Origin of the sequence: Myxococcus sp. CA033, assembly GCF_013336625.1 — a bacterium.
GTDB classification, from domain to species: Bacteria; Myxococcota; Myxococcia; order Myxococcales; family Myxococcaceae; genus Myxococcus; species Myxococcus llanfairpwllgwyngyllgogerychwyrndrobwllllantysiliogogogochensis.
In genome coordinates this window covers 25,309-40,113 of sequence record NZ_JABUMU010000029.1, presented here as the reverse complement: position 1 = coordinate 40,113, position 14,805 = coordinate 25,309, and the positions used below count along the sequence as shown (strand labels likewise).

General features: G+C 68.7%; 12 protein-coding genes. 4 read left to right on the top strand and 8 right to left on the bottom strand.

The window, feature by feature from the left end; all coding sequences use genetic code 11:
• Positions 1-11 precede the first annotated feature (11 nt).
• The 4 genes from HUA78_RS39870 to HUA78_RS39855 form a co-directional block, all read right to left on the bottom strand.
• Positions 12-1,325, bottom strand: a complete 1,314-nt coding sequence (locus tag HUA78_RS39870) for a GNAT family N-acetyltransferase (RefSeq protein ID WP_174478601.1) — start codon at positions 1,323-1,325, stop codon at positions 12-14.
• Between the two features lie 52 nt (positions 1,326-1,377).
• Entirely contained in the window at positions 1,378-3,024 is a 1,647-nt protein-coding gene (locus tag HUA78_RS39865; protein ID WP_174478600.1) for a sigma-54 dependent transcriptional regulator, read from the bottom strand.
• A 44-nt stretch (positions 3,025-3,068) separates the two neighbouring features.
• On the bottom strand, positions 3,069-4,022 hold the full coding sequence (locus tag HUA78_RS39860; protein WP_246137420.1) for a GGDEF domain-containing protein: 954 nt from the start codon (positions 4,020-4,022) through the stop codon (positions 3,069-3,071).
• A 120-nt stretch (positions 4,023-4,142) separates the two neighbouring features.
• Positions 4,143-4,421, bottom strand: coding sequence for a glutaredoxin family protein (locus HUA78_RS39855; RefSeq protein WP_141645295.1), 279 nt, complete (start codon positions 4,419-4,421; stop codon positions 4,143-4,145).
• A gap of 21 nt (positions 4,422-4,442) precedes the next feature.
• Here HUA78_RS39855 and HUA78_RS39850 point away from each other — a divergent pair, with 21 nt between their 5' ends.
• Positions 4,443-5,603, top strand: coding sequence for a DUF4388 domain-containing protein (locus tag HUA78_RS39850; protein WP_174478599.1), 1,161 nt, complete (start codon positions 4,443-4,445; stop codon positions 5,601-5,603).
• 432 nt (positions 5,604-6,035) lie between these two features.
• Here HUA78_RS39850 and HUA78_RS39845 read toward each other — a convergent pair whose 3' ends face one another.
• The gene (locus HUA78_RS39845; protein WP_174478598.1) at positions 6,036-7,577 is read right to left on the bottom strand and encodes a penicillin-binding transpeptidase domain-containing protein; all 1,542 of its coding nucleotides are present in this window, start codon (positions 7,575-7,577) and stop codon (positions 6,036-6,038) included.
• Between the two features lie 159 nt (positions 7,578-7,736).
• Here HUA78_RS39845 and HUA78_RS39840 point away from each other — a divergent pair, with 159 nt between their 5' ends.
• Both HUA78_RS39840 and HUA78_RS39835 read left to right on the top strand, forming a co-directional pair.
• The gene (locus HUA78_RS39840) at positions 7,737-8,624 is read left to right on the top strand and encodes an ABC transporter permease (protein WP_217440346.1); all 888 of its coding nucleotides are present in this window, start codon (positions 7,737-7,739) and stop codon (positions 8,622-8,624) included.
• On the top strand, positions 8,621-9,529 hold the full coding sequence (locus HUA78_RS39835; protein WP_174458621.1) for an ABC transporter ATP-binding protein: 909 nt from the start codon (positions 8,621-8,623) through the stop codon (positions 9,527-9,529). The genes HUA78_RS39840 and HUA78_RS39835 overlap by 4 nt, the downstream gene beginning before the upstream one ends.
• A gap of 20 nt (positions 9,530-9,549) precedes the next feature.
• Here the strand turns inward: HUA78_RS39835 and HUA78_RS39830 are convergent, their stop codons facing one another.
• Entirely contained in the window at positions 9,550-9,780 is a 231-nt protein-coding gene (locus HUA78_RS39830) for a sulfurtransferase TusA family protein (RefSeq protein WP_174458620.1), read from the bottom strand.
• Positions 9,781-10,003: 223 nt separating this feature from the next.
• Between HUA78_RS39830 and HUA78_RS39825 the strand changes: the two genes are divergently transcribed.
• Positions 10,004-11,962, top strand: a complete 1,959-nt coding sequence (locus tag HUA78_RS39825; protein ID WP_174478597.1) for a thioredoxin domain-containing protein — start codon at positions 10,004-10,006, stop codon at positions 11,960-11,962.
• Between the two features lie 99 nt (positions 11,963-12,061).
• Here the strand turns inward: HUA78_RS39825 and HUA78_RS39820 are convergent, their stop codons facing one another.
• Positions 12,062-12,448, bottom strand: coding sequence for a RidA family protein (locus tag HUA78_RS39820; RefSeq protein ID WP_141645288.1), 387 nt, complete (start codon positions 12,446-12,448; stop codon positions 12,062-12,064).
• An 81-nt stretch (positions 12,449-12,529) separates the two neighbouring features.
• On the bottom strand, positions 12,530-14,743 hold the full coding sequence (locus tag HUA78_RS39815; protein WP_174458617.1) for a bifunctional (p)ppGpp synthetase/guanosine-3',5'-bis(diphosphate) 3'-pyrophosphohydrolase: 2,214 nt from the start codon (positions 14,741-14,743) through the stop codon (positions 12,530-12,532).
• Positions 14,744-14,805 lie beyond the last annotated feature (62 nt).

The following is a 14,805-nucleotide window of genomic DNA, read 5'->3' as shown; positions in this document are numbered from 1 at the left end:
CTGGGGCCAACTCAGAGCGTGAGGACCATCAGCTCCTCGTCGACATAGGCGCCGCCGATCTTCAGCGCCCGGGGCTCCACCCCATATGTCTGGAAGCCAACGGAGCGGTACAGGGCGTGGGCAGCGGCGTTGCCGGAGACGACGGCCAGGAGGAGCTGCTCGACGCCTGGGAGCTTTCGCCCCTCGGCGAGGATGGCGACGAGCAGCCGGCGGCCAACACCGCGTGAGCGAGCCTCCTCGGCCACGTACATGCCCCAGACGAAGGCCTTGTGCGCGGACTTGAGACGGGGCTCCCGGCGCACGCCCACCACTGCCACCAGCCGCGTCCCGTCGTAGGCCCCCAGCACCCGCTGCGAATCCGTCGACTCGAGCCGCCCGCGAAACACCTCCAGCGCGAACTGGGACTCCTCCTCGAACGAGGACCCGAAGGCCTCCGGGTGCTCCGTCAGCGAGCGCAGCCGCATCGCCCGGAAGGCCTCCACCTCGTCGGGAAACACCGGGCGGATGACGATGTCGCCCTCCCCGCTCGTGCGCCCTTCCTCCTTCAGCACCGCGGCGAAGCCCACGGTGAAGTCCGGGTAGCGCGGCAGCCAGCCCAGCTCCTTGAGCCGGGCATTGGAGATGGCCCTGTCACCGCGCAGGGACTCATGCAGCGTCTCCAGGGGCACACGCGGAGGCACCGACATGGCCAGCCGATGCGCCAGCCAGGTGACGGTCTCTTCCAGGGGCGCGGCGCGATCATCCGCCACGCAGTACAGGGCCCCGGGCGTTCCCTGCTCGAGCCCCGCGAGGATGGCCGCGCCCAGGTCATCCACGTGGACGCGGGAGATGCGCCCTCCGCGCTCCGGCAGGCGGAGGTTGCCGGACAGCAGGCGGGAGTGGGCACCGCGCCCGGGGCCGTAGATGCCGGCGATGCGCAGCACCATCGCTCCGAGCGGCAGGTAGCGCGACTCCGCTTCCAGGCGACCGAGTGACGAGGGCCAGGCGACGTCCACCGGCGTGTCCTCGTCCACCGCTCCCCGAGCGCTGCCGTAGACACCGGTGGAGGACAGGTACACGAGTCGCGCGGGAGGCCGGGCCGCGAGCGCGCTGGCGATGGCGCCGTCGAGCCCCGCCTCGGGTGGAACGGAGACGACGACGTGCGCGCCCTGCGTCTGGAGCAGCGCGTCTTCCAGCGAGGAGACGCGAGCACCCGCGCGCACCAGTTCCTCGCGTCGGGCGGAATCCCGCGTGGCCGCGAGGACGTCTCGTCCTGCCTGGGCCTGCGCCACCGCGAGTCGCGTCAGCGTGTAACCGGAGCCCAGGAAGACCAGGGAAGGAGTCATGCCCCCCGCGATAGCGAAAGCCGGGGGGCAAAGGCAAGCCGTGGCGTACCGCTCACAGCTCCGCGCTGGCGCGCGGGTCGATGATTCCGCACTCCTTGATTTTGTAGAGCAGCGCCTTGTAGCTGATGCGCAGCTTGCCGGCCGCGCGCCGCTTGTTCCACGCGGTGCGCTGGAGCATGGCGAGGATGGCCTCGCGCTCGGCCAGCATCGCCGCGCGCTTGCCGATGTCCTTCAGCGACAGCTCTCCCGCCGGTGGAGGCGGAGGCGGAGGCTGCGGCACGTCGAACGGATTGACGTAGCGCGGCGCCGGAATGACGGAGTTCATCGGCTCCATCACCGCGGCCGCATGGGCCTGGCTGTGCGCCGCCGCCGTCGTCGGGGACACGCTGCGCGAGGGCATCTCCAGCACCTGGACGGACGAGCCCTGGTGCCCACGCGGATGCTCCTCCACCGCGCGGTGCCCGTAGCCGCTGTCGTCGCCACCAAAGGCAGTGGGAAGGGACGGCGCGCTCGCCGGAGAGCGACCCGCGGCGTTGAGCTCGTCGAGCACCAGCGTCGGGTCCTTGAGCACGCACAGCCGGCGCACCATGTTCTCCAGTTCGCGCACGTTGCCCGGCCAGTCGTAGTCCGCGAAGGCCTGCAGCACCTCCGTGGGCAGCTCCGAGACGCCGGTGATGTACTGGCGGCCGTACTTCTTGAGGAAGTGGTCCGTCAGCGGCACCACGTCCTCGCGCCGCTCGCGCAGGGGCGGCAGGCGGATGGCCACCACGTTGAGGCGGTAGTAGAGGTCCTCGCGGAAGTTGCCGAGCGCGATCTCCTTCTCCAGGTCGCGGTTGGTCGCCACCACCACGCGGCTGTCCACGCGGACGCTCTTCTTGCCACCGACGCGGAAGAACTCCTCGTCCTGCAGCACCTGGAGCAGCTTGGCCTGGAGCCGGATGGCCATCTCGCCAATCTCGTCCAGGAAGATGGTGCCCTGGTCGGCCAGCTCGAACTTGCCGGGCTTCTCCGCCGTGGCTCCCGTGAACGCGCCGCGCTCGTGTCCGAACAGCTCGCTCTCCAGGAGTTCGCCAGGGAGCGCCGCGCAGTTCACCTTGATGAACGGCCGTCCGCGACGCTGGCTGCGTGCGTGGATCTCCCGCGCGATGACCTCCTTGCCCGTGCCGGACTCGCCCAGGAGCAGCACCGGGACGTTCTCGTTCGCGATGCGCTCCACCAGCGCCCGCGCCCGTCTCATGGACGGAGACGAGGAGATGAGCACCCGGGATTCCGCCGCCGTGTCCACCGCCGGACGCGGCGCCAGGGGCGGAGGCACCACCTGGCGATCAGGCACGCGCGTGCCGAGCGCCCGGGCCAGGGCATCCTGCAACTCGTCATTGCCCAGGGGCTTCGACAGATAGTCGCTGGCGCCCATCTTCATGGCGCGCACGGCGTCGTCCGCGCCCGTCAGGCCGCTGAGCACGACCACGGGGGCATTGCCACCCTGGCCCCGGTAGCGACGCAGCACCTCCAGGCCACTCATTTCGGGCATCACGACATCGAGCAACACCGCGTCGAACGAGCCCCCCGCGAGCATCTCCAACGCCTGCGCGCCACTCCCCGCGCAGCGCACTTGATAGCCCGCGCTGCCGAGCAACTCGGACAGGAAGGTGCGAACCGACTCCTCGTCATCCACCACCAGCACCGCGATCCGATCCATCCCCTCGCCTCCGCTCGCCCTCTGCATCGAACCTCCGCCCATCCTCACACCGAGAGCCGGGTCATGGACCCGGCCATCCGACGAAACTCACGCGTGCGCCGCATGTCCTGCTGCGCCGCGCTCAAAAGCTGCTGAGGCGTGCCCACCGTGTCCGGGAAGCTCACCGCCCCCAGTTCCAACGTGGTGCGCACCACTCGACCGTCCACCTGGAAACGCGCCGACTCGAAGCGCGCGGCCACCCGCGACAGCATCACCGGCACCGCCTCCGCCGGAGTCCCCGGCAACATCAGCGCGAACTGGCTCTCACCCACCCGGGCCACCGCGTCCGCTTCCCGCACCGTCTGTCCCAGCACCACCGCGCTGTACACCAAGAGACGCTCCGCCATGCCGCGCCCGTACTCCTTGCGCATCGCACTCCAGCCCCCGACCTCCGCGGAGATCACGGAGAAGCTCCCGCCATACCGCTCGCACCGGCGCACCTCCAGGCCCAGGAGCGAGAGCAGGAACGGTTTGTTGTAAAGCCCCGTCACCGGGTCATGCAGCGCCAGCGCCGTGTCTTCTTCCTCACCTGACGCCGCCCGCAGGACGGCCGCCTTCAGTCGCAGCTGCGCGTGCAGCTTCACCGCCAGCTCCGACCCGCTGCCCGACCGCGGCACGACGTCCACGCACTGCCCCTTCTCCAGACAGTGCTGGTAGGCCCCCACGTCGTGGGGGTCCACCATGTAGAGCAACGGCACGGTGCCCCGGCTGATCTGCCGCAGCCTCCTCGCCACCTGCACGGCGCCATAGTCCGGCGCCTGCACCGCCAGCAGCACCGCGTCCGGGCGGATGACCTCGAACAGCGGCACCGCCGCGTCGAAGCGAGTCACTGGCACCACCCGGAAGCCGGCCTCCCCGAGGAGCATCCGGGTCCGCTCCAGGTCGTCCGCCCGCGGCTCGATGAGCAGCACGGTGGGCGGCTGCGCCGCCTTCCCCACCCGCTTGCGTCTCACGCCCACCACGTCCGCCTCCCCACCAGAATTTTCTCCACCACTCCCCCGGCACGTGCCCGGAATTACAGTCCCCAGCCCTTCCCTGCTCTCTTCATCCCCCCGGATTTCCAAGGGAAGGGCGCTCGGCTACCCATCCTGGGCATCGGTTTTAGCAATGGACATGCCACCTTGGACCTCACGCAACCGGGCCTCCAGCTCGGCCTCGGTGACGTGGTGTTTGAAGGCGGGCACGTCGTTGATGACGATCACGGGGATGTCGTAGCGCCAGCGCTCGAAGAGCGCCGGGTCCTCCAGGATGGAGATGAGCCTCAGCTCGAAGGGGATGCGAGCGCGGACGGCGTCCACGACGTCGGCTGCCTTGTCGCAGAGGGAGCATTTGGGTTTCGAGTAGATCTCGACTCTCATGGCGGGCAGGATGGACGGTCGATGCGCGGTCTGACTGGTGACTTACCGACGATGCCCCTCAAGGACCTCGTCGTCTACCTCGGGAACCGTCGAGCCACTGGCTCGCTGAAGGTGGAGCGAGGGGAGGTCCGCAAGCAATGGGTCCTCCGTGATGGCCAGGTGATTTGCGCCAGCTCCAATCAGCATCGGGAGTACTTCGGTCAATTCCTCATCACCATGGGGCATCTGACGGAGGCCCAGCTCGAGAAGGCGTTCAGCACCCAGGCCCAGACGCGCGTCTTCCTGGGCAAGGTGCTGGTGATGACCGGGGTGGTGCCGGAAGCGACGGCGCGCTCGACGCTGAGCCACAAGTTCCGGGAGATGATGTTGGATGCCTTCCACTGGCGGGAGGGCGAGTTCACCTTCGAGGCGTCGGACACGGCCCCGGAGATCGCCGGCCTCGACATCGAGGTGGACCTGATGGACATCCACCGCGAGGGCGAGTTCCGGGAGACGGCGTGGGAGGCCATCCGCGCGGTGTTCCCCTCCGGCGCGGTGCGGCTGTCGGTGGATGAACGCAAGCTGCCCGAGCGCAAGCCCGGCAGCATGGACGAGCGCATCGTCCAGCTCATCCAGGACGGCCTGAGCATCGACGGGCTGGCCAGGGCGCTGCACGCCACGGACTTCTTCCTCTATCAGCGGCTGTACGCGCTCTACCGGCTGGACGCGGTGAAGGTCTCGGACGAGGCCCCCGTGCCCGTCACGTCCGCGGTGGTGGAGGAGGAGAAGCCGGAGGACACGGGCGTCATCGGCTCGGAGTCGTCATCGGACGAGGTGCTCCAGGCGGCGCAGCTCTTCCTCGACGCGGGCAACGTGCGTGACGGCGAGGCGCTGGCGCGACGGGCGCACGAGATGTCCCCGACGCCCCGCTCGGCGGCGTTGGTGAAGGCGGCGCAGGAGAAGCTGCTGGCGGAGCTGCGCCGGGAGCTGATGGACGCCACGAAGGTGCCAGCGCTCCAGGTGTCGCCCGCGCATCTGAAGACGCTCCAGCTCACCGCGCCCGAGCGCTACCTGCTCTCACGCGTCGACGGCCGCCGGGACATCGCCGCCATCGTCCACGTGTCTCCGCTGCAAGAACTCGAAGCGCTGAAGTTCTTCCACGGCTTCGTGGACATGGGACTGGTGAAGCTCACCGCGCGCTGACCGCGCGGCGAGTCGTCCTCCCGCGCGGTGCCTGCCCCGTCAATGAAGCGGGCCGCACGCAAGTGCATCCACGGAGACGTCGTCCCCGCGCTGGTGAAGCTCACCGCACGGCGCGTCGTCCACCCCAGCGGTGACTGCCTCCCTCAAGGAAGCGGGCCGCACGCAAGTGCATCCACGGAGGCGTCGTCCAAACGCGGGTGAAGCGCACCGCGCGGCGAGTCGTCCTCCCTCGCGGTGCCTGCTCCATCAAGGAGGCGGGCCGCACGCCAGTACATCCACGGAGGCGTCGTCACTGCGCTGGTGAAGCGCACCGCGCGGCGAGTCGTCCTCCCGCACAGTGCCTGCTCCGTCAAGGAAACGGGCCGCACGCACGTGCATCCACGGCGGCGGCCCCGCTGGTGAAGCGCACCGCGTGGCGCGTCGACCACCCGCTCAGTGCTTGCCCGCGGCGGACGCGGGCGCGGTCAGCTCCACAGGGGCGGGCACGCGCTCCAGGCCGAGCCGCAGCGCCTCGCGCCCCAGCCAGGTGCCACGGATGCGCCATTTCGGGTCATTGACGATGAGCGCGGCCACGGCGACGCGCGGGTTGTCGCGAGGCGCGAAGCCGACGAACCACGAGTAGTCCCGGAACGGATTGCGGTCCGCGAGCGTGCCCGTCTTTCCCACGGCGTTGTCCACGCGGAAGTTGCGCTCGCGGAAGATGCCGCGCGCGGTGCCGTGCGTGACGGTCTCCTCGAGCATGTCCGTCAGCGCGCGGGCCGCCTCGGGAGTCAGCACGCGCTCGCCCTCGGGAGGCAGCAGCGAGCCCTGCTCCGGCTCCACCAGCACGGGGTCCACCCAGCGTCCGTCATTCGCGGCCACCGAGGCCAGCAGCGCGCCATGCAGGGGCGAGAGGTAGACGTCGCCGAAGCCGGCGCCCGTGTTGGCCAGGGCGAAGCCGTCCTCCGGCACGGCGGCGAGCGACACGTCCGTGGGCACCACGAAGTCAATCTCACGGTTGAAGCGGAAGCGCGCGGCCATGCGCCGCAGCACATCCGCAGTGAGGTGCTTCTGCGTCAGCTTGGCGAAGATGACGTTGGCGCTCTTGCCCATCGCGAGCGCCAGCGAGTAGCAGGCCCCGTCGCGCTCGCTGTCCTCCAGGTGCTTCTCGGTGAGCCGCCGCTTCCCGCCGTGGAAGCACTCCTCCATGGTGGGCGTGACGCCGGCCTCCAGCAGCGCGCTGCCGGTGACGATCTTGAAGATGCTCGCGGCGGGGAACACCGCGCGGTAGGGCAGCCCTCGCAGCTCCGGCTGCGCCTGCGAATGTTCCGCGAGCGCCAGCACCCGCCCCGTCGAGGGCTCCAGCACCACGGCGGCGCCATATGGCACCTCGTAGTCACGGAGGATCTTCGTCAGCGACGCCTGGAGCACCGGGTCCACGGTGAGCGCGCGCGTGTGCCCGTCCTTCTCCTTCACCACCAGTCGCTCGCCCTGCAGCTTCGCGCGAGCCATCAGGTCCGCGGCGCGAGGCATCGTCTGGAGCTTCGCCATGGGAGGCGCCGTCAGTCGCGAGGGCACCGGCGCGGGCGGCAGCAGCCCCGGCACCGTCACCAGCGTGGTCAACCCCGCATCGGCCCCACCCTGCACCGCGGCGGCCGCCACCGCCTCGGCCTCGGCGCTCGTTCCGCCGTCCTCTCCGCCAGCGGGAGACGGGGACGCGATGGTGCCCCCTCCTCCGGCATGCGCGCCCGGGTCGCTTCCCGAATTCCCCGCGCCCGAGATGGCCACACCGGCGCCGGACCCGCTCGCCGGCCCAGAAGGACCCGCCGTGGGTGTCGAGGCAGCGGCCTGACTCGCGCCATTCGCCCCCGTTCCAGAGTCACTGGCGGCCGGGGCCTCGACGGAGGCGCCCCCCTGGACGGGTTCTTGGGCCCCCAGGAGCAGAGCGAGGGGAAGCAGCGCGGCGGCGGACAGGAGGCGGCGGCGAATCGTCATGTGCGGCGCGAGGGGGGCGGCTGAGAGGGGGCAGGAGCAGCACGCGAATCCTAGCGGCTGGAGGCTCGCTGTCCACGGACGCTTCCCTGCCCGCCTGATTGCCGCTCCTGTCAGAAACTTGGCGGTGGAGTGTGCAAGTCCGATAGGGTCACCCACACTTTGGACGGACTGAAAGAAACCCTGGTCATCTGGGGCGCCGAGCTTCAACGGGCCGTGCGCAGTGGTCGCGCGGTGGTGTTGCTCGGGCTCTACAGCATGTTCTCCGCGCTGGTGCTGCTGGTGATTGGCAAGCTGACCAGTGACCTGCGCACCGCGATGAACGAGCGGCTGGCGGGCGCCGGTGCCGACGCCGAGTCGGCCACGAGGCTGATGGAGGAGACGCGCAAGGGCGTGCTGGGCTTCCTCACCAGCAACGACACCTCGATGATGGAGGCGCTCGCGCAGGTCCCCATCGAGGTGCTGCTCGTCTTCAAGGTCACCCTCTTCTTCCTGCCGGCCTACGTGGCGCTGATGGGGTTCGATCAGATCAGCGGCGAGGTGGCCCCCCGCTCCATGCGCTACCTGACGGTGCGCGCGCGGCGCTCGTCGGTGCTGCTGGGCAAGTTCCTGACGCAGGCGGCGCTGCTGGTGGGGCTGGTGCTCGTCATCGACCTGGCCATCTTCATCTACGCGCGCATCGCCAACCCCGACTTCGGCTCCGCGGCGTTGATCATCAACCTGCTCAAGTTCTGGTTCGCCGCCATCGTCTTCTCGCTGGCGTACGTGGCCCTCACCACGCTGTGCTCCAGCCTCTTCCGCACGCCCGGGGTGAGCCTGGTCTTCAACTTCATCCTCCTGTTCGTCTTCTGGCTGATGGACACGGTGGGCCGGGCCTCGGGAGAGACGGGCACGCTGCGCTTCCTGCGCTACCTGTCGCCCTCCAACTACGCGGGGGACCTGTTGCACCCGAAGTTCACCGAGTTCGGCATCAGCGGCGCGGCCTACGCGGGCTTCGCGACCCTCTTTCTTCTGGGCGCCTACGGGGCCCTGCGCGCGAGGGACCTGTGAGCGACCTGGCCATCGAACTGTTCGGCATCACCAAGCGCTTCGGCCCGAAGGTCGCCGTCAACGGCGTCAGCTTCTCGGTGCCCCGGGGCGCGGTGTATGGCCTCATCGGCCCCAACGGCGCCGGCAAGACCACGACCTTCTCCATGATGTGTGGGTACCTCTACCCCTCCGAGGGCACGCTCAAGATCATGGACGTGGACCCCTCCACGCCCGGGGCCCTCAAGGGCCGCGTCGGGGCGCTGCCGCAGGACGCGGTGCTGCCCTCGGGCTGGGAAGTGGGCGCGCTCCTGACGTACTGGGCGAAGCTGTCGGGGCTCGCGACTCCGGAGAACGAGGCCCGTGAAGCGCTGGAGCAGGTGGGGCTGATGGACGCGTGGAAGGTCCAGACGCAGGCGCTCAGCCACGGCATGGCCAAGCGCACGGCCATGGCGCAGGCGCTGATGGGGCGCCCGCCGCTGGTGCTGCTGGACGAGCCCACCGCCGGCCTGGACCCGCGCATCGCCGCGCAGGTGCGTCAGGTCATCAAAGACATGAAGGGCAGACAGACGGTGGTGGTCTCCAGCCACAACCTCCAGGAGCTGGAGGAGCTGTGCGACGCGGCCGCCATCCTCGACAAAGGCAGTCTCGCGCAAGCGGGCACCATGTCCGAGCTCACCGGACAGGGCGCGGAGTTCCGCGTGCAGATCGCCAGCGGAATGGTCATCCCCCCGGAGCTGACCGCCCTGCCCGACGTCACCGACGCGCGCATGGACGGTGAGGGCATCCTCGTCGTGCGCTTCGGCGGACAGGCGAAGCCCGAGGAAGTCATCAGCCGCGTGGTGGCCCACCTGCTCCAGAGCGGCGTGCTCATCCTCGGCGTCAGCCGCGGCCGGCGCCTCGAGGACCGCGTCCTCCAGCTGCTCTAGAGAGGGAGTGCGCTCGGGCGTCAGCCCGCCTTGCGCACCCAGCCCACGTAGCTCGTCCCTCTGCGCTCCAGACGGACGAGCTCGTGGCCCGTCGCTTCACACCAGGCGGGCAGATCCGCCTCCAGCCCCCGGTCCGTGGAGATGAGCTCCACCAGGGCGCCGACGGGCAGGCGCCTCATCACCTTGGCGATCTCCAGGATGGGCACGGGGCAATATGCCCCAGAGGTGTCCACGCGCACTGCGATGTCCATTCAAGGACTCTCTCGCACCGCGCAGATCCGAGCATGCGGAATTTTTCCGAGAACCGCCCAGTTTCCGGGCCCCTGAGGGGCCTGTTCGCCGAGCGGAGTGCGTCTCCACTCGGCTTGCGTGTCTGGAAATCCCTCTGTTAAGTACCCCGGCCCTCTCAATCTTTCTCGCACATCCACGCTCGGGGCCGGAGTCGGACCTATGGCGAAGGAGCAGAACCCACCCATGAAGCCCAATATCATCGTGGCCCTGCTGGTCGGCCTGGTGCTTGGTTTCGTTGGCGGCCGTGTGTACAGCGGCCCGTCCTCGAAGACCGATACCACCAAGCCCGCTGCGCAAGCTGGTCAGGCCAACCCCGCGCGTCGTCCGGTGGACCCCACCGTGTTCAAGGTTCCCATCGAAGGTTCCCCCACCCGGGGTAACGCCGATGCCCTTGTCACGATTGTGGAGTTCTCGGACTACGAGTGCCCCTTCTGCAGCCGCGCCAATGTGACGGTGGAGAAGCTGGAAGAGGACTACGGCAAGAAGCTGCGCGTGGTGATGCGTCAGAACCCGCTGTCCTTCCACCCCCGCGCCAAGCCGGCGGCCCTGGCTGCCCTCGCGGCCGGTGAGCAAGGCAAGTACTGGGAGATGCACGGCAAGCTCTTCGCCAACCAGAAGAAGCTCGATGACGCGTCCCTGCAGCAGTTCGCGCAGGAGATTGGTCTGGATCTGGACAAGTGGAAGGCCGACCTGACCAGCCCCAAGCTGGCCGAGGCCATCCAGCGGGACCAGGCCCTGGCGAGCCAGCTCGGCGCGAGCGGCACCCCGGCCTTCTTCATCAACGGCCGCTTCCTCTCCGGCGCGCAGCCCATCGACAACTTCAAGGCCCTCATCGACGAGGAGCTGGGCAAGGCCGAGGCCCTGGTGAAGGGTGGCGTTCCCGCCAGCCAGGTGTACGCGAAGATCATCGAGAAGGGCGCCGAGCGCGCCGCGCCGAAGGCGGCCCCGCAGCAGCAGGCGCCCGCGGTGCGGAAGATCGACGTGCCGGCCGACGCGGCCGCCTTCGGTCCCGCCACCGCCAAGGTGACCATCGTCGAGTGGTCCGACTTCGAGTGCCCCTTCTGCAGCCGCGCGGGCCCCACGCTCGCGCAGATCAAGAAGGACTACCCGAAGGACGTGCGCGTGGTGTTCCGTCACCAGCCGCTGCCCTTCCACGCCAACGCGAAGCTGGCCGCCGAGGCCTCCGAGGCCGCCAACGAGCAGGGTCGCTTCTGGGAGTTCCACGACAAGCTCTTCGCCAACCAGAAGGCGTTGGATCGCGCCTCCCTGGAGAAGTACGCGCAGGAGCTGGGCCTGAACGTCGCCAAGTTCAAGGCCGCGCTGGACAGCGGCAAGTACAAGGCGAAGGTCGAGGCCGACGGCGCCGCCGGCACCGCCGTGGGCGCCAGTGGCACGCCGACGTTCTTCGTCAACGGCCGTGAACTCGTGGGCGCACAGCCCTTCGACTCCTTCAAGCGCCTCATCGACGAGGAGATCGCCAAGGCCGACAAGCTGCTGGCCTCCGGCACCAAGGCCGAGGAGCTCTACGCGAAGCTGAACGCGCAGAACGTCGCCGAGGCTCCGGCCGCGCCTCCCGCGGGCGCCCCCGCCGAGCCGCCCGTGCAGAAGGTGGACGTGGGCAACGCCCCGGTGAAGGGCCCGAAGAACGCGCCCGTCACCATCGTCGCCTTCTCCGACTTCGAGTGCCCCTTCTGCAGCCGCGTCGTCCCGACGCTCAAGCAGATCGAGGAGCAGTACCAGGGCAAGGTGAAGGTGGCCTTCAAGAACCAGCCGCTGCCCATGCACGGCAACGCCAAGGCCGCCGCGGCCGCCGCGCTGGCCGCGCACGAGCAGGGCAAGTTCTGGGAGATGCACGACAAGCTCTTCGCCAACCAGCGCGCGCTGGACCGCGCGTCCCTGGACAAGTACGCGCAGGAGCTGGGCCTGAACGTCGCCAAGTTCAAGGCCGCCCTGGACGAGAACAAGTTCGCGGCGCAGATCGACGCGGACGCCGCCGAGGGCTCCCGCCTGGGCGCCACCGGCACCCCCACGTTCTTCATCAACGGCCGGACGCTCGTGGGCGCCCAGCCGCTGGACGGCTTCAAGCGCATCATCGATGAAGAGCTGAAGAAGGCCGGCGCCGTCGCGGCGGACGGGAAGTAATCCGCTCCACCGGGCTGCTTCTCGAGCCCTGAAGCACCAGAGGCCGTCGGACCGACAAGGTCCGGCGGCCTCTTGCTTTGGACGACGGGGGAAGGACGCTCAGGAGACGGCGATGGCGTCGATCTCCACCTTGGAGCCGCGGGGCAGCGCGGCCACCTGCACGGTGGCGCGGGCCGGCGGCGCGCCGGTGAAGTAGCGGCCGTACACCTCGTTCACCTTGGCGAAGTCACCCAGGTCCGTGAGGAAGATGGTGCAGCGCACGACGTGGCTGAAGTCCAGCCCGCCCGCCGCCAGCACCGCCTGGAGGTTGAGCATCACCCGCTCCGCCTGGGCGACGACGTCCCCCTGCACCATCTCCATGGTGACGGGGTCCAGGGGAATCTGTCCGGAGAGGAAGGTCAGCTTCCCGGCGTCCACCTGCACCGCCTGCGAGTACGGGCCAATGGCCTTGGGAGCCTGGTCCGAGTGAAGAGTCTTCCGAGCCATGGAGCGCACCTCGAGGGTTCGGGCGGCCCTGAGAGACAGGCCGCCGGATTTCTCGGGCGCTCTAGCACGAAAGGCGGCGGATTAGATTCGCTCCACGGAGTAGACGCCGCTCAGGCGCTCGATGGTGCGCATCAGGTCCGTGAGCTGCTTCAGGTCCGAGATGATGACCTCGAAGGTGTTCACCGCCCGGTCATCGCCCGTGGCCCGACAGTTGGCCTGGGAGATGTTGACGCCCTTCTTCGAGAAGATGTTGGAGATGTCGGCCAACAGACCCGTCCGGTCCGCCGTCAGCACGCGCAGGGTGACGGGGCGCTTGAAGTCACCCCGCACGTCCCAGCTCACGTCCACGCGCCGCTCGGGGTCCGTCGCCAGCGCCTTCTCGCAGCCCACCGTGTGCACCGTGACTCCCCGTCCCCGGGTGATGAAGCCGGCGATGGGGTCGCCGGGGACGGGGTTGCAACACCGTCCGAAGCGCACGAGCACATCGTCCACGCCGCCAATCTGCACGCCGCTGCGGTTGCTGCGGCCCACCAGGCGCTTGGCCAGGTCCGTCACGCGGGACAGCCCGGGGAGCATGGACGAGCCCCCCGCGTGCGAGCCGTTGCCGGAGCCGTCGCCTCGGGGCGTGGCCTCCGCTTCGTTGCGCTTCTCCTCGGGGACCAGGCGCTGCACCAGTTGCTGCGGCGTCACCTTGCCGTAGCCGATGGCCACCAGCAGGTCGTCTTCGATCCGGAAGCCCAGCTCCTCGGCGACCTTCTTCACCTCGCCGGACTTGAGCAGTTTGTTGAAGTTGAGCTGGAAGCGCTTGAACTCGCGGTCCGTCAGCTCGCGCCCCAGTTGCAGGCTCTTCTCGCGCTGCTGCTGCTTGATGAAGCCGCGGATGCGCTGCTGCGCGCGGCTCGTCTTGACGAAGGTGAGCCAGTCCTTGGACGGGTGCTGCTGCGGGCTGGTGAGCACCTCCACCGTGTCGCCGTTCTTCAGCTTGTAGCGCAGGGGAACAATCTTGCCGTTCACCTTCGCGCCCACGCACCGATTGCCCACGTCCGAGTGGATGGCGTACGCGAAGTCCACCGGCGTCGCGCCGCGTGGCAGCGAGCGCACGTCGCCCTTGGGCGTGAAGACGAAGACCTCGTCGGTGAAGAGGTCCACCTTCACCGTCTCGAGGAACTCCTTCGGGTCCTTCAGGTCCTGCTGCCACTCCATGAGCTGGCGCAGCCAGGCGAACTTCTCGTCATCCTTGGAGATGACGGCCTTGCCCTCTTTGTACTTCCAGTGCGCGGCGATGCCTTCCTCGGCGATCTTGTGCATCTCCGCGGTGCGAATCTGCACCTCCACGCGCTCGCTCAACGGGCCAATCACGGTGGTGTGCAGCGACTGGTACATGTTGGGCTTCGGGATCGCGATGAAGTCCTTGAAGCGACCCGGCACCGGCTTCCACATCTCGTGCACCAGGCCCAGCGCCTCGTAGCAGGCGGGCGCGGCGGGGGAGATGATGCGGAAGGCGATGATGTCGTGGATCTGATCGAAGTCGATGCCCTGCGACTTGATCTTCTTGTAGATGCTGTAGACGTGCTTGAAGCGGCCGGAGACCTCGCCCTTCAGTCCGCGCTCCGCGAGCTTGGAGCGGATGAGGTCGCAGGTGTCCTCGATGTACTTCTCCCGCTCCTTCTTGCGCTTGTTGAGCTTCTCCTGGAGGCCGAAGAACTCCTGCGGCTTCACGTAGCGGAAGCTCAGGTCCTCCAGCTCCGTCTTGATCCAGGAGATACCGAGCCGGTTCGCCAGGGGCGCGTAGATGTCCAGCGTCTCCTGGGCGATGCGCGCCTGCTTCTCCTCGTTCATGTGGTCCAGCGTCCGCATGTTGTGCGTGCGGTCCGCCAGCTTCACGAGGATGACGCGGATGTCCTGCGCCATCGCGATGATCATCTTCCGGAAGTTCTCCGCCTGCTTCTCCTCCTGGGAGAGCGTGGCGGACGCGGAGAACTTGGACAGCTTGGTGACGCCGTCCACCAGCTGGGCCACCTCCGCGCCGAACAGCTCCGTGAGCTCCTCCGCGGTGGCGAGCGTGTCCTCGATGGTGTCGTGGAGCAGACCGGTGACGATGGACGCCTCGTCCAGCTTGAGGTCCGCGAGGATGCCGGCCACCTCGAGCGGGTGGACGAGATAGGGCTCGCCTGACTTCCTCAGTTGGCCCTGATGCACCTTGGCCGAGTAGACGTAGGCCTTCTTGATGATGTCCAGGTCGGGGTCCGGGTGGTACGAGGAAACCCGTTGGAGGATGTCGTTCAGGCGGATCATCGAAGCAGGGGGAATCGTAACTTCGTGCCGGAGGGGGGGCAACGTTGCCCCACGGAACCTGT